We start from the raw sequence: 24,652 nt of genomic DNA, 5'->3' as shown, positions 1-24,652 counted from the left end.
CTTTCGCGAAAGCGTAATTATATATAGTTATTCCGAATCGCACTTGACCTTTGATAGATCTATGAAAAAAAACGTAAGTTTATCGCTCAGTCAAATCTTGAAAATGCAACTCTTATTTTAATTTTTGATTTGTATTAACACCTATGAAAAAATTAGATTACGATATCATACCATTAATAATCTCCGTTGTACTGATTTTGGCATCATTGTTTGTAGTATTCACTTCAAAATATGTCTTTGATATAAAACATTATCTTGGACTTACTAGTCTTATAATTTCGGCTTATTTCTATAATAAGAATAGAATGACTTACTATTTAGTTTTTGGAATGACACTATTGGTTGGGATTTTTGGATTAGTTGGTTTTTACTACTCAACTTTTAAAGTTGGTTTTGGAAGTTTTGGTATTAATCCAATTATGATGGGGCTGTTAGTTTTACATATCTCTTTAATATTTCAGATGGTAGATAAATTGGACTCAAACAAATAGTTTCATAAAAAAAGCAATAATTTAAATATGTGATTTAGTGTATGTGCGCTTTCGCGAAAGCGTAATTATATTGATAATACGAATTGAAACACCGCAAGATTTGGTTAGCGAAAACACCATAAGAAATCTAAACACTCAGAAAAAAACTCTTTGATTTTACTTGAACAAAAAAAAGCTCCTTTATATAACTATAAAGGAGCTTTTAGTATAAGTATATATAGCCTATTGCCAGTCTGGCATAGCGCCATCTTCTACTAGTGTAGTCCTAGAATCATCACCTAGTTGAGAAGACACTATGTCTCTTACAGAGACCTCATCATTAGGTGTATTTGTAAAAATAATAGATGCATTAGTAGGTGAAAAACGTGGGTCTAGATCATTTGTTCCGGCAGGTTTATTACCAGACTCATCTACTGGAGCGTTGCCCGTGCCTAACTCGTAGGTAAATACACGTGTGTCTAGTTGTAGATAGTTAGGATTTTCAAACTCTGAGACATCTCTAGTAAACACGATGGTGGCACCTGTGATAGAAATATCAAGACCTCCTAGTGCACCCTGAAAGCCAGTTACAGCCGTCTCTATAAGGTTACCATCTAGATCTAGCACAAGAATCTCTGCCGCATAACCAGATACATTATTAGTTTTTATAACGAAAAAGTCGTTAAATCTTGCTCTTTCTACCTCTGTGATAAAACTACCATCTGGCGTGGTATAAACAAGTTCTAAGCCTCCTCCATCTGTATTTATAGAAAATAATTTATCAAAACTAGGGAAGTATAATTTCTCTCCAGTAGGTTCCCAAGCAAAGTCTACTTCTTCTAGATTAAAACCATTTACGGGTTGTGAAGCCGTTACTTGAAAAACGTCACTCCCATCCTCATTCATTGTAAATAGTTGTGTCTCTCCTCCTACGGTACGTAAGAAAGCGATTTTATTTACTTCTGTATTACGTCTAGGTCTAAAACTATTAGACGATTGTGAGGTAAGAGCAAGGGGACCTAATCCAGTTTCAGAACCGTCATCTGTAGAATAGATTACATTATTACCGTTACTCTCTTTACGTACAAATACTAATCTATTATTAGGCTCATCAATGGTATTAAAAGAACTAAACTCACTATTTACATCTGGATTTATGCCATCATTTACTGTTACTTGCCAGAAGTACTTTGTAGAAAAGGCAAGATTATTTACAGATAAAAAAGTATCTGTTACGTTCTGAAAATTAAGAATCTCATTAGTCATATCATTACGTAACTCTACTTGATATACTAGTTCATCAAAAGGATCTGGATCTGTTACTGTCCAAGTAAAGAGTACGTCTTGAGCCACATCTTCTGCCTCATCTGCCGGAGTGACTAATATTGGTATACTAGGTGCTACATTATTTGCTGTTTCTGGTTGTAATTCAAAAATGACATTTGTAGTGCTACCCTCTGTAACCGTTGCAGGCTCAAAAGCTGTTATAAAATCGGCCTTTTCGGCCTGTACGGAGTAATCACCTACTAAGACTTCACCTAGATCAAAACTTCCATCTTCTCCTGTAAAAACAGTATTTGATGGTGGGTTTGTAGATATTTTTACATTTGCCTGTGGTGTATTATCACCTTCAAAAACAACAACACCCGTAATATTACCGATACCTGATTCTCCTAATGTGTCTTCACTACAACTTACTAGTAAGCTAAGCGTGCAACATAAAAAGAATATATATAAACCTGTTTTCATTTTGATTAATTTAATGGGATTACCTCGTCTTCTACCTCTTCGTTTTTATCTTTTAAAATGCTATACCTCAACCCGAAACCAAAATTGAAGTAGAAATCATTTCTTCTACCATTTACGGCAAAATCTACATCATCTACAAAGGTCAAATTTTGTTCGGCAAATAACTTGAGTCCTACTCTATCACTTACTTTGTAGAGCACACCTCCGCCATACTGAACCTTAGGAGCGCTTACATCATTATCTCCAAAAAGATAACCACCACCTGCATAGATAAAAGGTGTGAAGTTATCTGTAGGTAATATTTCATAATTAAGATTGAGGTTAAGACTAGTATAGGCTTGCTCAAACTCAGTCCCGGCTTTAAATCTTTGATACCTCCCGTTAAAATGTAAACCAAAAGTAGAGCCTAGCGCTGTCTGGTAACCAAGCTGTACAAACTCACCAAATTTCTTATCTGCAAGGTCTCCATCAAAGAGGTTTGCTCCTAAAGCAAAGTCAAAGTGTGAGTTTGCTACATTAGGTTTATATACTCTATCATATAATCGCGTAGACTCTTCTAGCTCTTTTTCTTTATAATATTGTGCTACTACTTTTTCATTGAGTTCTCTACCCTTACTAGTAGACCATAAATTATCTTCTATACCTTCTATAATAAGACCCCTTACAGATTTTTCTATGGCTTCCTTTATTGCTAGTTGTACAGGCTCATTACGTGTAAAACCAGTCTCCACCTCTAGCAGTCGCTGAAAGTTTACATATTTAAACAAACTAGCATCAAGTGACTGTGACAATATGGTTTTTGAGACATAAATAGTTTTTAAAATCTCACCACTTTGAGTGTTAATGGCACGTAAATAAACAGTAACTCTATCTTGACGGTATTGTGTAGAACCACTTATACCAAAGTATCTTGCGCCTAGTCCTCCAGTTACAATATTTGTATCATAAGAGACGATACCTCCTTCAAGTAAGATACCCGCAAATAAAAGACCTGGTAACCTAGGTTCGTTAGGGTTTGTGGTTTTTCTAGCTTCATCTCTGGTTTGCTTTATAATATTACGCTCTTGTAATAAATTACCTAGGTTCTCTCTCTCTAGGGTTCTAAACCACTTAGAATCCTCAAGTGCTTTTAACAAGATAGCGGTAGATCCTTGTGTCACCGCTGTACTAAATGTACTCGCAGTAGCACTAGCCTTAAATTGACCAGTGAGGTCTCTAAAGTTATATACTCCCACGTCAATTCTTCTTGATGTAGGTGGTAATGCTAGAAGGGAATCTGTAGTTGCAAGCTTTTCTCCTGTTCTAGCTTCTTCAGGTCCTAATGGCTGGTTAAAATAAGTACCGCAACTAGATAGCGTGCTAAGTATTAAAACTATAAGGCCTATTTGTAAAATATACTTCATAATCGCTATTAGTTAGGAACAATGACCTGTGTGGTCTCCCCAGTATTTATATCTAATATATTAATTACAAGCCCCTCTGCAGTTTGAAAAGCTTCAACCTCAAGACTTCCAAATGTAAATGTACCTTCTTGTAACTCTCCATCTTCTCCAAATAAAGACCTTGTAATACTATTACTTATATTATTAAGCAGCGTTCTATTTATATCTTCTGTAAAGCGCTCAAGATCGGTTTGTTGTGCAAATGGATCTACCGCATTAGGATCTGTAAATGAGTTTTGAGCATCTGCAGATGATTGTAGCCAGGCATAGTTAAACGAGCTTCCTCCAAAATTTGGGTTTTTAGGAGTGTACACAAGTTGCTGTGAGAAGCAACCACCTGTGACAAACAGTCCTGCGATAAGTATAAAACTTTTCATAAGTAGTCTGGAATTAATATGATGTTAAGAGTTGTTTTGTTTTTGCTAGTTGATTAAAGTGACCTTGTACTTTGCGTATACACTCCTCTGACGCTTTCCTTAAAAACTCGTCTCTAGGTTGTGCATTAAATTGTACGATAGTAGTAGTACCTTCTATTATTTTTAAAACAGTACTCCTACCAAGTCCAAAATCCTCTTTTATTATAATATCTTTAGACCATTTTATATTATTGATATTACATTTCTGAAAGAAATATCTATAAAAATCACGCCCAGCTTTTGTTTTTGTATCCTCTATAATCAAACCTGTAAGCCCTATAGATTCTCCTGTTTGGAGGGCTTGGCTTAGTATATTACTTTCTCCTACTTTAGGTATTTGATCTATAATCTCTGCGACTATAACACGATCTTTACCTATCAAATTATCACCATCATAAATGAGTAGTAAGATAAGTGCATCTTTACTTTTTTCTATAAGCATAGCATAGTCATTGAGTATGACTTTTTGAGAGGGCTCTATTACAGACCTTCCTTCTGCTTCTTCTTTTTTGGGGTTATTTGTTCCGTCTCGCTCTATTATTGAGAACTTGTACCGGATACTTCTATTTAGATCTGTGACATTAGAAGCATTTGCTGTTATTAAGTAAAGTCCGTTAGACTCAACTATCTCAATCTTTGCAGCAATTTCTGTATTGTAGAATTTTTGCGCCTGCATCTTGTTTGTCAAGATTATGAGCGCAGTAAGTAGTATGTATGTACTATAGCGTAACATCATTAAAGTATGCTATTATGAAGCTAAGTAATAAAATTAGTTAAACTGACGAACTATAACAGCTTGACCAGATCCGTTACCTGTCTGAGTTACTTTTATAGGCCCAGAAGAACGGCTAGTTCCATACCTTTCTAGTTCTAAATTATTTCCTTTTTGTATCACCTGCATACCAGATCCAGATGCATTGCTTGTTGAAACATCTATTACAGAATTTCCATTTCCTAATTGATACACACTCTCTGAAATGTTATTACCTCTTAAGGCTATTGCAACATCATTACCATTACCATTTTGAGAAACTGTAACAGAAGAGCTAGACGATGCTATATTAACGTAAGATGCATTAGCTTGACCTACCTGCTGTATGAGCACACTATTATTAGGCAAATTATTATTTACTCTAGGTAACTGCTCTGTAGCTACTAGATTAACAAGATTAGAACGACTTATAGTTTCTGGTGCAGCCTCATTAGTCTGAGCAGCTAGTGATGCACTAAAAAGAAATGCAAAAATTAATAAACTATAGATTTTCATAATATTTTATATAAAGAAAAGGGTGTGTGAGAATTAATGATCACAACACCCTTTTCAGGTTATTTTTAATCACACTTAAATGTAGTGATTATTTGTGTCTTTAGAACTATAATTCCTTAGAATCCAGCTTGAAGTGTAATAGATCCATTTCCTGCACCTAATTGTGTCGTAGTTGCAGTATGACCGTTACCTAATTGTCCAGTTACCTGACCATTTAAAAGTCCATCTTGATCAACAGTTGAAGTGTTTCCACCTCCTAGTTGTCCAACTGCAGACCCATTACCGATACCGTTTTGATCTACTATAGATGTGTTAAATGCACCTGCTTGACCTACTAATGATCCGTTAAGTGTTCCTACTTGATTTACGACAGAACCATTTGCAATACCTAACTGCCCTACTATAGAACCGTTACCAAATCCTGTTTGAGTAACTGTAGAACCGTTACCAATACCAGCTTGAGCTACCAGAGAACCGTTACCAATACCTGCTTGTGCTACAAGTGATCCATTAAGACTTCCTACTTGACTCACTGTTGAGTTGTTAAGAGCTCCTGCTTGTAATACTGCAGATCCGTTACCAGCACCATCTTGTGATACTGTAGAACTGTTTGCAGCTCCTAGTTGTGCTACAAAAGATCCATTAGAAGTTCCTACTTGATCAACATCAGAATTATTTGCAACTCCTAATTGTAATACTAAAGATCCGTTTGTTGTTCCATCCTGCTTTACATCAGAAACGTTTCCTAATCCAGCTTGTGCTACAAAAGAAGCGTTGCCAGTACCATCCTGCTCTACATCAGAATCATTTGCAGTACCTAACTGAGCTGTGATTGCACTGTTACCAGTACCATCTTGATCAATACTACTATCATTAAAAGTTCCTGTTTGTGTAGTAGATGCAACGTTAGAATCACCCTTCTGTGCGTGATCTGTCATATTATCATCTCCTAACTGTACGTTTGTTGAAACATTAAAATCTCCATCTTGATCTTCTAGAGAAGTGTTACGATTACCTGTTTGAGTACTAGTTGCAATGTTTGCATCTCCAGTTTGAGTCTGTGTAGCGTCATTACGGTTTCCATCTTGAGTAATAAATGCAGCATTTGCCTCTCCTCTTTGTGTTTGAGATGCCATATTACGGTTACCATCCTGATCAATATCTGCAAAGTTTCCTGGAGCATTCTCACTCATACTAGACTGATCTTGCATAGCTGTGTTACGATTACCAGTAGAGTTTATGAATGCCTGGTTGTTGTCATAACGTTGCTTTTGTGAAGCAGTGTTTCTGTTTCCTAACTGGACTGTAGAAGCAACATTGTCTTCTGCATATCCAACTCCTTGGTCTATTGTAGCACCGTTACGGTTACCTACTTGTAAAACACCAGCTGTATTACGATCACCCTGTGAAGATACATCTGATGCATTACGGTTTCCTAACTGTACTACAAGAGCACTGTTAGAATCTCCACCAGCCGCGTTGTTTCTACCATCTTGATCTACTACAGAGGTGTTGTTTCCTCCTACTTGTAGAACTCCAGATGTGTTAAGTGTTCCTCTCTGATCTACATCACTGTCATTGTTCTGTGCAAAACCAACAGTGCAAAACGCAAGTGCCGCAGCACTTAATAATAATTTTTTCATAATAAAAAAGGTTTAATTAATAAATATATAAATGGTTAATAAATACAGTTTAAAAATGGTCACACGCGTCAACAGCATCATCTATAATGTGCGCTATACCAATACTTTTATTACGGGGGAGATATATTACGAGGGGGAGGATAGTTTTGTAATACATTGCTAAATTATGCAAATTGTACCCTTAGTCAACATCGAAACGAAAGTTTTCGATAAAGGGAGAGCTTCCTCTGCCTTTAAAACTCTCAACACCCCATAATTACTAGTACTCACGAGCGAGGGGTAAATGCCCTTTAATAAAGAAGGGTTATTGAGATTAAGATAATTCTTACATCTAAAGGTCTAGTTTTCAATCTATATATCAATAAGTTACAAGTTAAAAACTACGTACCCGATAGCAAGGTTTTAATAGATTAAAAAATAGTAGGTGTTAAGGTGTACGCTTTCGCGAAAGCGTAATCACAAAATGAATAATCTGTATAATTTGAAGTAAATACTCTTAATAATGTAACGAAAAAAGCACCGCTAGGGCGGTGCTTTATCCATTCATATAATTACTATGAAATAATTATGTTATCGGGTACGGAGATACTAAGTGTATACTACGCATACCCACGCAGCATACAATTAAAGGTTATTAAAATCCTGCCTGCAGTGTTACAGAACCGTTACCTACACCTACCTGAGTAGTTGAAGCAGTGTTACCTGTTCCCGCTTGTCCAGTAATCTGTAAGTTAAGAACTCCCGTCTGACTAACAGTAGAAGTGTTACCCATACCTAACTGCCCAACTAGTGAAGCGTTTGCACTCCCGTTTTGTGTTACTGTAGATGTATTGTTCATACCATCTTGTAATGTGATAGACGCATTACCAAGACCTAAAAATACTCCAGTAGATGTCTGACTAACGGTAGAAGAGTTTCCTGTACCTACTTGACCTGCATAAGAGAAGTTTACATCACCAGACTGATCTATATCTGCCACGTTTGATGTACCATCTTGTGCTACTTGAGAAAAGTTTAAGTTACCTACTTGGTCTACATTTGTAAGGTTTGCATCTCCATCTTGATCTACATCAGAAACGTTATCGTCACCAGTTTGTACAATGTACGCTTGGTTACCATCTCCCATTCTTTGTAAAACATCAGAATCATTATTATCTCCTGTTTGACTAACTGTAGCAGTATGATCATCTCTAAACTGACGTACCACTGAGTTGTTATCTTCTCCGGTTTGGTTCACATCTGCAGTGTTATCATCTCCAAAACCAGCTCCCTGAATAATTCTTGAATCGTTGTTATCACCTATTTGATCAGTACTCGCAATATTATCATTTCCTCTCTGACGAGTATAAGCCATATTATTATCGGCATTGCCATCAGAAAAATCATATTGAAAAGATTGTGCAAAATTACCATTACCTTCTTGAATCACCTCAGATTCGTTAGAATCGCCTAACTGGAATGTTGCCGCGAAGTTACTATCTCCTGTTGTTGTCGTTGTTGCCAAGTTAGAATCTCCTAATTGTCTTGAAAATCCTAGGTTATTATTTCCTGTTTGGCGAATTTCTGAATCATTGTCATTACCAGGAGTACCAAATATATAGAAACCAGTAGCATCTCCTTGATCAGTTTCTGCATAGTTTCCATCCCCATTTTGGTCGGTAACAGCTCTATTTCTGTCTCCAAGTTGATTAACATCTGCTGTGTTAAAATCCCCTCTTTGACGTGTCCAAGAATAATTATTATCTCCATCTTGGGTTGTAATAGACCCATTACTATTTCCTTTTTGAATAGCTACTGCTTTGTTACTAAAACCATTTTGATCTACACTTGCAATGTTCATATCACCATCTTGATCTACACGAGATTCATTCTCGTCTCCCATCTGGTCAACATCACTATCATTTCCATCACCTACCTGTAGTACATCACTATCATTACGATCACCTGTCTGGTTTTCTGTACTTGTGTTATCATCTCCAAATTGTACGAGAGTTGCTAAGTTTTCCTCACCTCTTTGTACTTGTGTACCCGTATTATCATCACCGTCTTGATCTATAGTAGCTGTACTACCCATAGCTCCGTTTGTTAATGTAGACTGGTCTTGCGTTGCCGTGTTATCATCTCCTACTTGAAGAATTCCTGCAGTATTGTTATCATAACGTTGCTTTTGTGAAGCTGTATTACCGTTTCCTATCTGTAGTGTTCCTGCAACGTTATCTTCGGCATAACCTACTCCTTGATCAATATTTGCACTGTTACCTAACCCAAACTGAGCAACCCCAGCTAGGTTACGATCTCCTAGTTGAGATATCGTAGATGTACTAGCTCCTACCTGCAGTACTCCTGCAATGTTACTATCTCCTCCAGCCGTAGCTCCAGAGTTTAATCCATCTTGTGTGATTGTAGAGGTGTTACTTCCTAATTGTAGGGTAAGTTGTCCATTTGTTGTTCCTGTCTGGCTTACTGTACTAGTATTCTGTCCAAAAGCAACAGAACAAATAGCTAGTGCAGCAGCGCTCATTAGTAATTTTTTCATAATAAAAAAGTTATTGATTAATATATAAATGGTTAATAAAAACACGTCAATATAGGCCAACAACAGAAACGTCATCATCATCAAAAATGTGAAAGCCAAAACTTGATATTACGGGGGAAAAATACTCTAAGGAGGAAATTATAATCGAGTATAGGTGCAAGTTAACTTGCTTAAAATGATTTTACACTATCACAAACACAGTTTTCGATAAAGTGTAAAATACTCATAATCAGAGCACACAGAAACCCTAGTAAAAAGGAGGTGTCACAAAAAGACAACTACCTATTACCGAATAATAAATCTAAAATAGATTTGAAAAATCTTACAGAAAACTGTAATTAATTTACAAATAGAAGCTCTCTATATTTTGGCAAAGGCCATAAATCGTCTTCTACAAGTAATTCTAACTTATCACATTGTTTCCTTATAAGTTCAAAATAAGGCTTTACTTTATCTGCATAATCACCTGCTTTTTTCTCTAATTCAAGACCATTAGATTTTTTGCGCACATCTATCATTTCTGTGATAAGTGTATTAATACTAGCGATGTGATTTGATAAGGATTTTATGATGGTTGTTTGCGCTTTCGCGAAAGCGGTATAATCATCACCATAGATATCTTTTAGGCCTCGCACATTATCTATAAGTACATTTTGATATCGCAAGGCTGTAGGGATGATATGATTACGAGCAACATCTCCAAGAACACGACTCTCTATCTGTATACGTTTTACATACTCCTCGAGCTCTATCTCATAACGTGCCTGTATCTCTACAGTATTCATAATCTGTAGTGAATCAAAAAGCGCTACACTAGCTTTACTTACTCTAGCCTTTAGAGCCTCTACTGTTGTTCTGTTATTACTAAGCTTACGTTTTTTTGCTTCTTTTTCCCAAGAGTCGCCATATCCATCGCCTTCAAATCGTATCTTCTTGCTGTCCTTAATATACTCTCGCAGCACGTTAAAGATGGCATCATCCTTTTTCATATCCTTTGTATCCACTAGCGTGTCTACTTCTTTCTTAAAGGCTATGAGTTGCTGGGCAACAATGGCGTTAAGAACAGTCATAGGGTTTGCACAGTTTGCAGTAGCTCCTACTGCTCTAAACTCAAACTTATTACCAGTGAAGGCAAAGGGTGATGTACGGTTGCGATCTGTATTGTCAAGTAAAATCTCTGGTATCTTACCTATAACATTAAGCTTAAGGTCTGTTTTTTCTTGTGGTGACAGCTTTCCATCTGTTACCTTCTCAAGTTCATCTAGTACTCTAGTAAGCTGTGATCCTATAAAGACAGAGATGATTGCTGGTGGTGCCTCGTTTGCTCCCAGTCTATAATCATTACCGGCACTAGCAATAGATGCTCGTAATAGCGCCTCGTGCTCATAAACAGCTTTTATGGTATTTACAAAGAAAGTTAAAAACTGTAAATTCTTCATAGGTGTGCTACCTGGACTTAATAGGTTGACACCTGTATCTGTTGCTAGTGACCAGTTATTATGTTTACCACTACCGTTTATACCATCAAAAGGCTTCTCGTGAAAGAGCACCTTAAAATGGTGACGCTGGGCGACCTTTTGCATAATATCCATAAGTAGGGCATTATGATCTACCGCAAGATTTGCCTCCTCATATACTGGAGCCATCTCAAACTGATTTGGCGCTACCTCATTATGTCTTGTTTTTACCGGTATTCCTAGCAAGAGACATTCTTGCTCTAGCTCTTTTAAGTATGCTAGCACACGAATAGGAATAGAACCAAAGTAATGGTCATCCAGCTGCTGTCCTTTTGCCGCAGCGTGACCTAGAAGCGTTCTCCCTGTAAGTGTTAAGTCTGGTCTCGCAGCAGCGAGTGATGCATCTACAAGAAAAAACTCTTGCTCCCACCCTAATGTTGCAGTTACCTTATTTACATTTTTATTAAAATAGCGAGCAACATCTGTCGCGGCCTCATCTATTACATTAAGTGCTTTGAGTAGGGGTGTCTTAAAGTCAAGAGCCTCTCCAGTATAAGCTACAAAAACTGTAGGTATACAAAGTGTGTTATCATATATAAATGCGGGCGATGTAGGGTCCCAGGCGGTATAACCACGTGCTTCAAAAGTATTACGTATCCCTCCGTGAGGAAAACTTGAAGCATCTGGTTCTTGCTGTGCAAGCTGTGCCCCATCAAATTTATCTATGACGTGCCCCTCTGGTGTAACTTCAAAAAAAGCATCGTGCTTCTCTGCAGTAGCACCAGTAAGCGGTTGAAACCAGTGCGTGTAATGGGTTGCTCCTTTTTCTAGCGCCCAAGATTTCATACCTGTCGCTATAGCATCTGCAGTGATGCGATCTATATTATCACCTTTACGTATGGCCGTTTGCACACTATCAAACGTAGATTTTGACAAATACTGTCGCATAGCTTGCTCCCCAAAGACACTAGACTTATATAAAGACGATGGTCGTCCTAGTGATTCAAAAGTAACTGCAGGTCTATGTTGCACATCGTGCAGTGCTTGAAAACGTAATTTTGACATAAATATAGAATGCTGTATGATAGTGACTCTCTTGATAACAGCGCACTATCGTGTTTGATATAATCTTATTTTGCGATAAGGAAACTCCTTATACATAGTAAAGGTGTTTATTAATTTCTTTATTTCTCACCTCATATACATTGCAAATATAAGAGATTTACAAAAAAATGTCACATTTTTTACACACCCCCTAAATTTTGAGGGGTTGTTAATAAGATGATATAATTTTTAATAAATCAACCCCATAATTGATACTGCATTTCAAAATTATTTTATCTTTGCCCTCGTTAACTAAAAACATAAATGCTATTATGAGCAAGTCAAAATTAGAATACATTTGGTTAGACGGGTATACACCGACGCAAAATATGAGAAGTAAAACTAAGGTTGTAAACGACTTTAGTGGTAAACTAGAAGACTGTCCAGTATGGTCTTTTGATGGTTCTTCTACAAAGCAAGCTTCTGGTGGAGCTTCAGACTGTCTTTTAAAGCCAGTTGCTATCTACCCAGATCCACAACGTGCAAATGGATTTTTAGTAATGACTGAGGTTTTAAGTGCAGATGGTACTCCGCACGAGTCAAACCATAGAGCAAAAATAGATGATAATGATAATGACTTCTGGTTCGGTTTTGAGCAAGAGTATTTCATTATGGATACAGAAACACAACTACCATTAGGATTCCCAATAGGTGGATACCCTGGACCACAAGGTATGTATTACTGTTCTGTAGGTGGTAAAAACACTCACGGTCGTGACTTTGTAGAAGAGCACGCAGATCTTTGTATAGAAGCTGGTCTTAACTTTGAAGGAATTAACCAAGAGGTTGCTTCTGGACAGTGGGAATTCCAACTTTTTGCAAAAGGAGCAAAGAAAGCAGGAGATGAGATCTGGATTGCTCGTTACCTACTAGATCGTCTTACTGAGCAGTACGGATGGTACATAGATTATCACCCAAAACCAATAAAAGGAGACTGGAACGGTTCTGGAATGCACGCAAACTTCTCAAACACAACATTGAGAACGTGTGGATCTGAAGAGACTTACAATACAATATGTGAGGCTTTCCGTCCATTTACAAAAGAACACATCAAAGCATACGGAGCTCACAACGAACTGCGTCTTACAGGAGATCACGAGACTGCATCTATAAATGACTTCTCTTACGGAGTATCAGATAGAGGAGCATCTATACGTATCCCTATTATCACTGTAGAGCAAGGATGGAAAGGATGGCTAGAAGACCGTCGTCCAGCTTCAAACGCAGATCCATACAGAGTAGCAGGTCGTATTATCGAGACTGTAAAAACAGCAAAGGTTTAATTCTGATTTAATTATATTGTGAAAAATGCTCAACTTAGGTTGGGCATTTTTTTTGCGCTTTCGCGAAAGCGTAAACACGTCTCATATAATAAAAAAAGTAATTTCATCATATCTATAGACAGTATACGATGACTTATAATTGCCTATAGAAGACAACATACATTCCTTGCAATTAAATAATTGAGAAGCCTAGATATTTATTTTATAAACGAGGTCAAGAAACTAAGCCGCAAATGCAAGCGCAATAAATAAGATATAGGCACCTACAAGAAATAAGCCCTTAAAACGACCTATCTGCAATGTTTTTGGTATAAATGCTAGTGGTAAGAGTACAATAGCAAAGCCTAGCATCCAGTAAATATTAGTCCCTAAAATAGCATCATCTACAACGTTTATATCCTTTATAAGCGATGTAAAGCCTAGCACAGAGGCAATATTAAAAATATTAGAACCTATAAGGTTACCTAGTGAGATTGCTTTTTCTTTTTTGAGCGCAGCGATGACAGAAGCCGCAAGTTCTGGCACACTCGTGCCTATGGCAATCACTGTAACAGAGATTGCATACTCACTTATACCTACTGCTGTAGCAAGATCTTTTGCTCCAGAGACTAGCCATTCTGACCCAAAATATAGCGCAAGTGCACCTATAAATAACCATATAAATATTTTAAAATAAGAGGCTTGTCCTAGTCCCTCATCTACACCATCTGCATCTTCTTCTTCTTCTCTACTTTTACGAGCGCGACGTATTAAGAAAAACAAGTACACACCCAGCGCCGCAAGTAGACCACCACCCTCTACTGCTGTAAGCTTACCATCGTTAGAAAGTAAGAAGTAAAGTGCAAGTGAAAATAGCACCATCACCGGCCAGTTAAATCTGTAAAAGTCTCGGTCTATGGCCAGGGCAGATATTACTGCCGTTATACCTAACACAAGCCCTATGTTTGCAATATTAGACCCTATTACATTACCAAGTGCAATGTCTGAGCTCCCATCTAGAGCCGCCTGCACGCTTACCAGTAGTTCTGGAGCAGAGGTTGCAAAAGATACAACTGTAAGCCCTATCACCATTTTAGACAGGTTGAGTTTAAAAGATAACCCCACAGATGCTCGTACCAAAAACTCCCCTCCTACTACTAACAGTACTAATCCAACTAGGATAAAAAATATGCTCATATAATGTTTTTTATTACGGCGAAGATAATAATTATACTCGCTCAGTATGCTGTGATTTATAAGTAGGTGATGTGGTATTATTGTTACGCTTTCGCGAAAGCGTAAAAAAGAAACTTTAATAGAATTCTCTATTTATAGACATTTTCTAAAACAGCTTAAGATGTATTAAAAATATGTTGTTCATAAAGTAGAATTTGGTACATTTAATATATCATATGGAGTTAACCGCAGAATTTATAGAAGCAGAAAATAAAGAACTGACAAGACAGTACAAAAAGCTCTTGCGCATAAGTTATCAAACCTTGACCGATGAGGACAAGAAGATGATAAGAAAAGCGTTTGAGGTTGCGGTAGATGCGCATAAATCGCAACGTCGCAAGTCTGGGGAGGCTTACATCTTCCACCCTCTTGCTGTGGCTCAAATAGTTGCAAGTGAGATAGGACTTGATGCTACCTCTATAGCGAGTGCATTACTACACGATGTGGTAGAAGACACAGAGTATACCCTTGCAGATCTTGAGCAAATGTTTGGCGAGACGGTTGCCCGTATAGTAGATGGCCTTACAAAAATATCAAGTCTAAAAAAGGATAGGGACGTATCACTACAAGCTGAAAACTTTAGAAAAATGCTCCTCACTATTAATGATGACCCACGTGTGATCATCATTAAGATAGCAGATAGATTGCATAATATGCAAACTATGGATGCTATGCGTGCAGATAAGCAGTCTAAAATTGCTAGCGAGACACTTTATATCTATGCTCCACTTGCTCACAGAATGGGCTTGTATAATATTAAGACTGAACTAGAAGACCTTAGTCTTAAATATACAGAGCCAGATGTATATAAAGATATCTCTAGTAAGATCACAGAGAGTAAAGCCCAGCAAGATCAATATATAAAGGACTTTAAGAAGGTAATAGAAGACTCACTAGATGAAGAAGGACTTACTTATGAGATAAAAGGTAGACCAAAATCTATATACAGCATACGACGCAAAATTCTTGCTCAGGGAGTCACCTTTGACGAGGTGTATGACAAGTTTGCCATACGTATCATCTATAAAAGTGATAAGGCAAATGAAAAATTCCTCGCCTGGAAAATTTATTCTATCGTAACAGATCACTTTAGACCTAACCCTACGAGACTACGCGACTGGATTTCTTCACCAAAATCTACGGGATATGAGGCCTTACACATTACTGTAATGGGGCTTAAAGGCAGATGGGTTGAAGTACAGATACGCTCTGACCGTATGAATGAAATTGCCGAAAAAGGATATGCGGCTCATTATAAATACAAGGAAGGTAAAGAAGGAGAATCTAGCCTTGATGAGTGGATAAACAGGCTACAAGAAGCACTAGAAAATCCAGACCAGAATGCGGTAGACTTTGTAGAAAACTTTAAACTCAACTTATATAATAAAGAGATATTTGTCTTTACACCTCAGGGAGAGCTTAAATCGCTACCTAAGGGCGCAACACCGCTTGATTTTGCATTTAGCGTGCATACGGAGGTTGGTTTGCACACGCGTGGCTCTAGAGTAAATGGTAAACTTGTACCTCTTAGCCACACGCTCAAAAGTGGTGATCAAGTTGAGATTATCACCTCTGAGTCTGCACACCCTACAAATAACTGGTTAGACTATGCGACTACAGCACGTGCAAGAGCCAAAATAAAATCTTCACTCAAAGACGAGAAAAAAGAACTAGCAGATGATGGTAAAGCAATACTTGCCAGAAAACTGAAATCGCAGAAAATACCGCTTAATGAAAAAACGATAAACGAGCTTGTATCTTATTTTAAACTCAACACAAGCTTAGACCTCTTTTACCGTGTGGGTAATGGAACGATTGATAATAAAATGATAAAGGAATTTGCCGCACAACGCAGCAATGCCTTAATGAGTTTTATTAAAAGTAAGATTAGAAAGCCTAACAGTCAGCCAGATATACATAAGGACGAGATTACAAATAATTTTGACTCCCTTGTTTTTGGCCCTGAAGATCAAAAGCTAGATTACACATTTGCAAAATGTTGTAGCCCTATACCGGGTGATGCTGTTTTTGGGTTTACAACCATAAAAGATGGTATAAAAGTTCACAAAAATAATTGCCCTAATGCCATTGCTATGCGTAGCAACTACGCCTACAGAATTATTAAAGCAAAATGGGTAGACTCTTCAGACACAGGGTATCAAACAGACATTAAACTTACAGGAATTGATAACTTAGGTCTTGTAAACACGGTAACAGCAGAGATATCAAACCATCTTAATGTAGATATAAAAGGACTGAGTTTTACCACTCAAGGAGGGATTTTTAAAGGCAACATAACCGTTGTGGTAAGAAACAATGCATTGTTGAAAACCTTAATAGAAAATCTCAAAAAAATAGATGGTATCGACCAAGTGACTCGAGTTTAAATCCGTAAATTCGTCCTTTATTATAAACGATGCCACTAAAAGCTACTCTCAATAAGGATCAAGACGTTGTAAAAGGCGTTTTTACAGCCTATCTAGAAGAAAAAGGCCACCGCAAGACGCCAGAGCGCTTTGCTATACTACACGAAATATACAGCAATGAAGAGCACTTTGATATAGAAGCGCTTTACATTAGTATGAAAAATAAGAACTATCGTGTAAGCCGTGCAACGCTATACAATACAATAGAACTTTTATTAGAATGTGGACTCGTGCGTAAGCACCAGTTTGGTAACAACCAAGCGCAGTATGAGAAATCATATTTTGACAAACAGCACGATCACGTAATTCTTACAGATACTGGAGAGGTTATAGAATTTTGTGACCCTCGCATACAGTCTATAAAAAAAACCATAGAAGAGGTTTTTGATATTACTATAGACAAGCACTCCCTATACTTTTACGGAAAGAAAAACACGACTAACTAATATAACAATGGCAGTAGATTTACTACTAGGCCTCCAATGGGGCGACGAAGGAAAAGGAAAAATTGTAGATGTCCTTACAAAAGACTACGATATCATTGCACGTTTTCAAGGAGGACCTAACGCTGGTCACACACTTGAGTTTGATGGTATAAAACACGTACTACATACGATTCCTTCTGGAATTTTTCACGACAATGCTATGAATGTCATAGGTAATGGTGTGGTGATAGATCCAGTGATTTTTAAGAAAGAGCTACAAAACTTAGACAAGTTTGAAGGTCTTGACTATAAAGCAAAAATGGTTATCTCGCGTAAAGCTCACCTTATACTTCCTACCCACCGCTTACTTGATGCTGCTTCTGAAGCTTCAAAAGGAAAAGCAAAAATAGGATCTACTCTTAAAGGAATAGGACCTACTTATATGGATAAAACAGGTCGTAACGGTATACGTGTAGGTGATCTAGAGCTTGCAGACTGGAAAGATCGTTATGCAACTCTTAGAGATAAGCATATCTCTATGATAGACTTTTATGATGCAAAAATTGAGTACGACCTAGAAGAACTAGAATCAGAATTTTTTGCAGCAATAAAGACGCTTAAGACCTTACAATTTATAGACTCAGAAGAGTACCTATACCAAGCTCAAAAAGGCGGTAAATCTATACTTGCAGAGGGAGCACAAGGATCACTTCTAGATATAGATTTTGGTACGTACCCTTTTGTAACTTCTTCAAACACGACTGCGGCTGGTGCTTGTACTGGTCTTGGAGTTCCTCCTAATCAAATAGGTGAAGTATTCGGGATATTTAAAGCATACACAACACGTGTAGGCTCTGGACCATTTCCTACAGAACTTTTTGATGAGGATGGTGAGACTATGGGACGTGTAGGTAACGAGTTTGGAGCAACTACGGGTAGAGCGCGTCGTTGTGGATGGCTCGATCTAGTAGCACTTAAATATGCTGTGCGCGTTAATGGTGTAACACAACTTATGATGATGAAGGGTGATGTACTTTCTGGTTTTAAAACCTTAAAAGTATGTACGGCTTATAAATATAAAGGAGAGACTATTGAGCACCTTCCATATAACATAGAGCCAGAAAACGTAGAAGTTGTATATAAAGATATGCCAGGATGGTCTGAAGACCTTACAGGTATGACTAAGGCAGAGCAACTACCTAAAGAGCTTAACGACTACATAGACTATCTAGAAAAAGAGCTAGAGACTCCTATCAAGATAGTATCTGTAGGTCCAGATAGAACACAAACTATCCTTAGATAGTAAGTATCTACAATACGTAAAGAGCCTTCAGACACAAGTCTGAAGGCTCTTTTTATATATAGACACATCGCTACATACGCTTTGGCATATAGCAACGTTTTAGTGTTTACAAACTATATTTTGATAATGCGCTAACGGTTAAGGCTAGCAATTTGATTATTTTTGAAATTAATGAACTACAAGTACTACATCATACTAGCTGGGATTATATTTTTTTCCGCTTTCGCGAAAGCGCAAGAACAACCCTCAAAGCTCATTTATATAGAATCTCCCATAGAGCGTATAAATGAAGAGGAGTTTCCTGGAGCAATCCTTTTACAGAAAAACAATAATGAGCAAGTTTACATAGAGCACGAAGGTGCAGAGATGTGGTGTGATCTTGCCTTTTTTTACAAAGAAGAAAACTTTGTAAAAGCTTACCGAAATGTAAGACTCAAACAAGGCGACTCTGTCTCTATGCGCAGTAAATACATCGAGTATAATGGTAAAACAAAGTTTGCCTATGCCGCTGGTGACGTATTTCTAAAAAAGGATACGACCACCGTCACTACAGATACAATGTATTTTAACCGTACCACACAGCAGGCTTATTACAGAACTGGTGGTGTTGTAACCTCTCCTAATAGTAAGATTACAAGCCGTGTGGGGCGTTATTATATAGAGCAAGATAAAATCTCATTTATAAGTGATGTGGTGGTAAAAAACCCTGAGTACACTATAAACAGTGAGCAATTAGATTTTTATAGTGTGCCAGAACACGCTTATCTATACGGCCCAACAACGATTACAAGTAAGACTTCTAAGGTGTATTGTGAACGTGGGTTTTATGATACCGCAAATGATTATGGCTATTTTGTAAAAAACTCTCGTATAGATTATGATAACAGGCAAGTATATGGGGATAGCCTTTATTTTGATAGAAATCGCAATTTTGCCAGCGCTACTAATAATATAAAAGTACTTGACACGCTTAATAGAAGCCTAGTAAAAGGGCATTATGCAGAGGTTTATAGAGCCAAAGACTCCGTACTTATAACGCAAAGAGCCGTTGCTATTACTGTAGAAGATAATGACTCTGTATATGTACACGGAGATAAATTAATGCTAACTGGTAAGCCAGAGAATCGTATAATGCGTGCTTATAAAAACGTAAAGCTCTACAAGAGTAATATGAGTGGTAAGAGTGACTCACTACACAGTAACCAGCGCACAGGTCTTACACAGATGATATACAAGCCCATTTTATGGAGTGAAGAAAGCCAGATCACGGGTGATAGCATACACCTCATAAGCAATACAGAGACAGAAAAAATAGATTCGCTCAAAGTTTTTAATAATGCTTTTATCGCTCAAAAGGATACTATCTCTGGGTTTAACCAGATTAAGGGTCAAAAGCTGTATGGTTTTTTTGATGATAATAATGCGCTTAAGCAAGTAGACATTATAAACAATGCCGAGACCATAATGTATATGCGTGAAGATAATGGAGATCTCACCGGCATAGATAGAGGGAAATCTGCAAGAATTGAGATTACATTTTTTGAGAACACTATAGATGAGATTAATAAAATAAAGAGCCCTGGAGGTAATATTTTTCCTGAGTCTCAATTTCTAGAGGAGCCACAAACCTTTGAAGGGTTTAACTGGCGTGGCGATGAGCGGCTACTAAGCAAAGAAGATATTTTTAAAGGTGAGGCACCTTTTACACTTACAAAAATACAGGGAATACCTCTTCCAGAAATAGATGAAGGTTTCTTCAGCACACCAGATGATGGTGAGAAACCTCCACTTTCAGAAAACTCAGATATAAGTGAGGGCACGTTACAAAATAGAGAAGAAAATAAACCACAATACGGTACTAAATCTTCTGATGATAAAAGTACAAAACAAAGAGAGTCATTAATTGAACGTAATGAAAAAGCCGCTCAACATAGAGCTACTGCACCTACATCAATCCCCACTAAACCAAAAGTGATCCCAGTTATTAAAAAAAGTGGAAATAACTAAGGATACTTATAAATATCATATTCTTAATAAAAATAGATTTTACAAGATATTTGTTATAAATAAGGGTGATAAAATGTCAAAAACAAGCATTTTGACCTAATTTTCAGGTGCTTGGACGAAAAAATTTCTTTTTTAGATCTTACTCGCATACCTTGTTAGTATAAAGGTATAATTATGGGAAGATTATTACTTACACTCCTTCTTACTGCGCATATTACACTATCGGCTCAAAACTCTCAACTGTTTTTTTCTGATGTGTTAGACGTGCACCTACCTGCCTATCTTTTACAAGCCGAAGACGCGATTAGAAATTTAGAACAAGATAAAGTCAAAGTACTTTTTGATAATCTTGTCGAAGATAAAATCACAGGGTCTCTAATGGACAATTTTACGGTGACTAAACTTTCTAAAAAAGCGGTAGCACTTAATGAGTATACAAAACCAGTAATGCTACTCACCTACTCTAGCTGGCGTATAAATTGTAAAGGAGAACAAGCGGCTCTTAATGAACTAGCAGCCCAGTATGGAGATGACGTATCTATTATATTACTGCACTGGGGAAACAATAAGGAAGTAAAAAAACTAGCAAAAGGATATCATCGTAATATTGATGTGCTTTACGTAGATGACTCAGATAACAAGTACACACAGATTATTAAAAATCTTAAGCACTCCTTAGGTCTACCTCTTGCTTATACCATAACATCAGACAAGACAATTATTAATATAAAAAGAAGACTCTCAAATAAAATGGCAAAAGATGAAAAAGATGCCGCCCTTGAGAATTATGATCTTTATAAAAATTTACTCACAGAGCTTCTTTTTAAACAAGAAACATTGAGCGAGGCCCCCATCGTGATAAACAAATAATACCTTCATTATATCTTGAATATTAGAAAAAGCCTGACAGTAATACTTCTGTCAGGCTTTTCATTTACAACGATGTGTTGTTACATTATTATCTCCCTAAAGAGTATGCTCCTTGTTTAGGTATCTCTATATAATATTTCTTTCTTGAGCTGTTATTGAGCTTAGGCTCCCTCAACCAAGGATTATGTATTTTTAAAATCTTATAATTAATCCCAAAACGCTCAGCAAATTTTACAAAATCTGTGACTGCTGTATCAACTTCTACCTTGTATGTAGGCACAGCGGTATACAAGTCTTCTGTTCTATAATTAAATCCATACTTTTTTGGGTTATTAAGAATCTCTTTAAGCGCGATAATTCTAAAGACATATCTCCCAGTCTCTTCACCTAGAAGTAGGTCATAATAATCATTTACATTTTGCTCTTCAAAGCGACGTGAGACACCATAGTTACCTGCATTATATGCAGCAGCAGCAGCCGTCCAGTTTCCAAAACGTTCTTTAGATTTCTTTAAGTACTGGCAAGCAGCCCTGGTAGACTTCTCTATGTGGTAACGCTCATCTACATTGCTGTTTACTTCTAGACCGTACTCTTTACCCGTTTCTTTCATAATTTGCCAGAAACCTGTAGCTCTTGCAGGTGATACCGCCTGTGTAAGACCACTCTCAATAACTGCTAGGTATTTAAGATCATCTGGCACGCCCTCTTCTGCAAGTATAGGCTCTATGATAGGAAAGTATTTATGCGCTCTTTTAAAAAGCAACAGCGCATTAGACTGCCAGTAGGTATTTACCAGAAGTTCGCGATCCATACGTTCCTTAATGTCTGGATTTTGTACAGGCACTTCCTCTCCAGCAAAGTTGAGTCCATCTGGCATAGGGATGGCATATACATTATAGTCATTTATAAGCTTTTCGGTTTGTACTTTTTCATCTTGTACGGGTACTTGTTCTTCCTCTTGCTCTTGTGGAGCCTTTGCAGAGTTTATAACAAGACCGGCAACTGCGACTATCGCCACACCTGCAAAAATTTTCTTCATCATTATCATAGTCTTTTCAATTTTAAATCAATTTACTCATTTTCAATGAGTTTTGGCAAATGTTCATTAAACCATTTTGCTCGAGTTATCACCATTATGTGTGTTCCATCTTGAACCTCAATACAGTTCTTTATATACTTGACTGGAAACACCTTATCTGCCGTTCCGTGTATATGTATCGCATTTTCTGTAGGGGTTTCTTGATCCCAGCACACCATTTCTTTTACTGCCCACTTCATATATCTTCTATCATTCATAGATAGATATTTCTGGTACAAATCTACGCGGTTTTTTATGGTTTCTCCAAAGGCATATTTTGCAAGTTTATCAACATCTTCTATAAGACTCGCTGGAAGTGCTTTGTAGAGTTTTAGCTTTCGCGAAAGCTTCATTCTCCTGGGTAATTCATACTTACTTTTTACAGTGCTTACTAGTATGAGCTTGCGTACCTTGATATGCTTTGCCATCTCTTGTACGAGCACACCACCAAAGCTCACACCTAGCAACACAATATCATCGTGCTTTATAAACTGTGTCATACGGAGGGCATACTGTGACAGTGACTCGCCAGGTTCTGGCAGCTGCCACTCTAGTAAGTGCGTAGTGTAAGAAGCACTCGGTAAGCTTATGTTTTCAAATATAGAAGGATTTGCAGCCATACCAGGCATCAAATACACGTGTATCATCTTACTTAGGAATAAGGGTTTAACATAGAAGCTGTGGCCTATTTCGGGAATTTTTTGTAAATTTGCAACACTTTCTTATTAAGAAATTCATATGTTTTAAAAATATTCTCAAATACTAGCGCTTACAGCGCATAAAACTAAAGAGTGATTTCTTATTACGTGTTAATTATATTACAAATACTAAATATTTTTCAAAATTTATGGAGGCTACAACAGCAATTGAATTGACAGACAATGAGTTTCTAAGACAATTCGAAACTACCTTTGACGGAAAGCTTGCAAAAATGGAATATTCCTTACAAGAACGTAAGATCTTCCTCACTAAAATATTTATGCCAGAAGGCACAGAAGACCATATGAACGAGTTTATAGTAGCCGTTTTTAAGGAAGTAGCAGATAGAGAGATTAACCTCGTTCCTACAAGCCCAGAAATTGCAAAATTTATGCGCTCTAACCGCCGTAAGTACAAAAAGCTACTACCAGTAGGTATTAACATATAAATTGCTCTCAAAGCAATCAAAAACCACTCTATCGAGTGGTTTTTTTTATTTCTTATTACTAACAAGATTCTACAAGCTTTTCTACTTTTATCACCTATGGAAGAAAATAGTATAACCTACACGCACACTAATACATATACCACACTTAATGATGTAACCTCAAAGACTAAAAATGTATGGGTAACACTACACGGTATGGGGTATTTATCAAAATATTTTATCAAGTACTTTAAGGCTCTAGATACTACCGAAAATTATATCATAGCACCACAGGCGCCTAGTAAGTACTATCAAGATAAACGTTTTAAATACATAGGTGCAAGCTGGCTCACTAGAGAAAATATAGAAACCGAGAAGGAAAATCTCTTTGCCTATCTAGATGCAATGTGGAGCAAAGAACTTGAGAAAATAGGAAATCAAGAAGTACGCTTTATCTTTATGGGTTACTCGCAAGGAGTCTCTATACTCACCCGCTGGATGGCACACAGAGCGCTATCTTGTGATTATCTACTGCTACACTCTGGTGCGATACCTCAAGAACTCGAAGCAACAGACTTTAATTATTTACCACAAAGCACTACGGTAACTTATCTCTATGGAGATGAAGATGAGTATATCACAGAAGCCCGTAAGACAGAGCAACAGCTCAAAGGTTCGGCGTTGTTTAAAGAAAGGTTAAATGTGCAGGTGTTTAAAGGAAAGCACGAGGTGCACGTTCCGTTTATAAATGAGATAAGTACTAAACTTATGTAAGTACTGGTTATGAGTACGCTTTCGCGAAAGCGTAAACCCAAAAAAAAGCAACATAGACTGT

At 37.2% G+C, this 24,652-nt stretch carries 20 protein-coding genes; 9 read left to right on the top strand and 11 right to left on the bottom strand.

Going from position 1 to position 24,652, the window contains the following annotated elements; translation table 11 throughout:
- Positions 1-143 precede the first annotated feature (143 nt).
- Complete coding sequence (locus ACJJVM_RS13310; protein WP_405211950.1) at positions 144-491, top strand: hypothetical protein; 348 nt, start codon at positions 144-146, stop codon at positions 489-491.
- Positions 492-713: 222 nt separating this feature from the next.
- Here the strand turns inward: ACJJVM_RS13310 and ACJJVM_RS13305 are convergent, their stop codons facing one another.
- The 8 genes from ACJJVM_RS13305 to ACJJVM_RS13270 all read right to left on the bottom strand — a co-directional run bounded on the left by ACJJVM_RS13305 (position 714) and on the right by ACJJVM_RS13270 (position 12,045).
- The gene (locus ACJJVM_RS13305; RefSeq protein WP_405211949.1) at positions 714-2,219 is read right to left on the bottom strand and encodes a carboxypeptidase regulatory-like domain-containing protein; all 1,506 of its coding nucleotides are present in this window, start codon (positions 2,217-2,219) and stop codon (positions 714-716) included.
- A gap of 5 nt (positions 2,220-2,224) precedes the next feature.
- Positions 2,225-3,622 carry a CsgG/HfaB family protein gene (locus ACJJVM_RS13300; protein WP_405211948.1) on the bottom strand — a complete coding sequence of 466 codons (1,398 nt, stop codon included), beginning with the start codon at positions 3,620-3,622 and terminating at the stop codon, positions 2,225-2,227.
- Between the two features lie 8 nt (positions 3,623-3,630).
- A complete protein-coding gene (locus ACJJVM_RS13295; protein WP_021778685.1) occupies positions 3,631-4,038 on the bottom strand; it encodes a curli production assembly/transport component CsgF in 408 nt (135 codons plus the stop codon).
- A 13-nt stretch (positions 4,039-4,051) separates the two neighbouring features.
- Complete coding sequence (locus ACJJVM_RS13290; protein WP_405211947.1) at positions 4,052-4,813, bottom strand: CsgE family curli-type amyloid fiber assembly protein; 762 nt, start codon at positions 4,811-4,813, stop codon at positions 4,052-4,054.
- 33 nt (positions 4,814-4,846) lie between these two features.
- The gene (locus tag ACJJVM_RS13285; RefSeq protein WP_299148326.1) at positions 4,847-5,344 is read right to left on the bottom strand and encodes a hypothetical protein; all 498 of its coding nucleotides are present in this window, start codon (positions 5,342-5,344) and stop codon (positions 4,847-4,849) included.
- 116 nt (positions 5,345-5,460) lie between these two features.
- Positions 5,461-6,987 carry a hypothetical protein gene (locus ACJJVM_RS13280; RefSeq protein ID WP_405211946.1) on the bottom strand — a complete coding sequence of 509 codons (1,527 nt, stop codon included), beginning with the start codon at positions 6,985-6,987 and terminating at the stop codon, positions 5,461-5,463.
- Between the two features lie 634 nt (positions 6,988-7,621).
- On the bottom strand, positions 7,622-9,523 hold the full coding sequence (locus tag ACJJVM_RS13275; protein WP_405211945.1) for a beta strand repeat-containing protein: 1,902 nt from the start codon (positions 9,521-9,523) through the stop codon (positions 7,622-7,624).
- Positions 9,524-9,861: 338 nt separating this feature from the next.
- Positions 9,862-12,045, bottom strand: a complete 2,184-nt coding sequence (locus ACJJVM_RS13270; RefSeq protein WP_405211944.1) for a glutamine synthetase III — start codon at positions 12,043-12,045, stop codon at positions 9,862-9,864.
- A gap of 311 nt (positions 12,046-12,356) precedes the next feature.
- Here ACJJVM_RS13270 and ACJJVM_RS13265 point away from each other — a divergent pair, with 311 nt between their 5' ends.
- Entirely contained in the window at positions 12,357-13,367 is a 1,011-nt protein-coding gene (locus ACJJVM_RS13265; protein ID WP_298348292.1) for a glutamine synthetase beta-grasp domain-containing protein, read from the top strand.
- Between the two features lie 222 nt (positions 13,368-13,589).
- On the opposite strand, the gene ACJJVM_RS13260 is transcribed toward ACJJVM_RS13265, so the two are convergent.
- Entirely contained in the window at positions 13,590-14,543 is a 954-nt protein-coding gene (locus ACJJVM_RS13260) for a calcium/sodium antiporter (protein ID WP_405211943.1), read from the bottom strand.
- Between the two features lie 215 nt (positions 14,544-14,758).
- Between ACJJVM_RS13260 and ACJJVM_RS13255 the strand changes: the two genes are divergently transcribed.
- From ACJJVM_RS13255 to ACJJVM_RS13235, 5 genes are all read left to right on the top strand, one after another.
- Positions 14,759-16,969: a RelA/SpoT family protein gene (locus ACJJVM_RS13255; protein ID WP_405211942.1), complete on the top strand. Its 2,211-nt coding sequence runs from the start codon at positions 14,759-14,761 to the stop codon at positions 16,967-16,969.
- Between the two features lie 29 nt (positions 16,970-16,998).
- Positions 16,999-17,454 (top strand): Fur family transcriptional regulator, encoded by a 456-nt coding sequence (locus ACJJVM_RS13250; protein WP_405211941.1) that lies wholly within the window; start codon positions 16,999-17,001, stop codon positions 17,452-17,454.
- Positions 17,455-17,461: 7 nt separating this feature from the next.
- A complete protein-coding gene (locus tag ACJJVM_RS13245; protein WP_298348285.1) occupies positions 17,462-18,736 on the top strand; it encodes an adenylosuccinate synthase in 1,275 nt (424 codons plus the stop codon).
- Between the two features lie 171 nt (positions 18,737-18,907).
- Complete coding sequence (locus ACJJVM_RS13240) at positions 18,908-20,743, top strand: OstA-like protein (protein ID WP_405211940.1); 1,836 nt, start codon at positions 18,908-18,910, stop codon at positions 20,741-20,743.
- Positions 20,744-20,917: 174 nt separating this feature from the next.
- Positions 20,918-21,613 (top strand): TlpA family protein disulfide reductase, encoded by a 696-nt coding sequence (locus tag ACJJVM_RS13235; RefSeq protein ID WP_405211939.1) that lies wholly within the window; start codon positions 20,918-20,920, stop codon positions 21,611-21,613.
- Positions 21,614-21,701: 88 nt separating this feature from the next.
- On the opposite strand, the gene ACJJVM_RS13230 is transcribed toward ACJJVM_RS13235, so the two are convergent.
- Complete coding sequence (locus ACJJVM_RS13230; protein ID WP_405211938.1) at positions 21,702-22,655, bottom strand: lytic transglycosylase domain-containing protein; 954 nt, start codon at positions 22,653-22,655, stop codon at positions 21,702-21,704.
- Between the two features lie 29 nt (positions 22,656-22,684).
- Positions 22,685-23,338 (bottom strand): alpha/beta fold hydrolase, encoded by a 654-nt coding sequence (locus tag ACJJVM_RS13225; RefSeq protein ID WP_299148340.1) that lies wholly within the window; start codon positions 23,336-23,338, stop codon positions 22,685-22,687.
- 200 nt (positions 23,339-23,538) lie between these two features.
- Here ACJJVM_RS13225 and ACJJVM_RS13220 point away from each other — a divergent pair, with 200 nt between their 5' ends.
- Both ACJJVM_RS13220 and ACJJVM_RS13215 read left to right on the top strand, forming a co-directional pair.
- Complete coding sequence (locus tag ACJJVM_RS13220; RefSeq protein ID WP_298348275.1) at positions 23,539-23,838, top strand: N-acetyltransferase; 300 nt, start codon at positions 23,539-23,541, stop codon at positions 23,836-23,838.
- A 96-nt stretch (positions 23,839-23,934) separates the two neighbouring features.
- On the top strand, positions 23,935-24,591 hold the full coding sequence (locus ACJJVM_RS13215) for an alpha/beta hydrolase (protein ID WP_405211937.1): 657 nt from the start codon (positions 23,935-23,937) through the stop codon (positions 24,589-24,591).
- The last annotated feature ends 61 nt before the right edge of the window (positions 24,592-24,652 follow it).

It is taken from the genome of Dokdonia sp. Asnod2-E02, from assembly GCF_045063915.1.
GTDB lineage: Bacteria > Bacteroidota > Bacteroidia > Flavobacteriales > Flavobacteriaceae > Dokdonia.
This window is presented reverse-complemented; position numbering and strand designations above follow the sequence as displayed.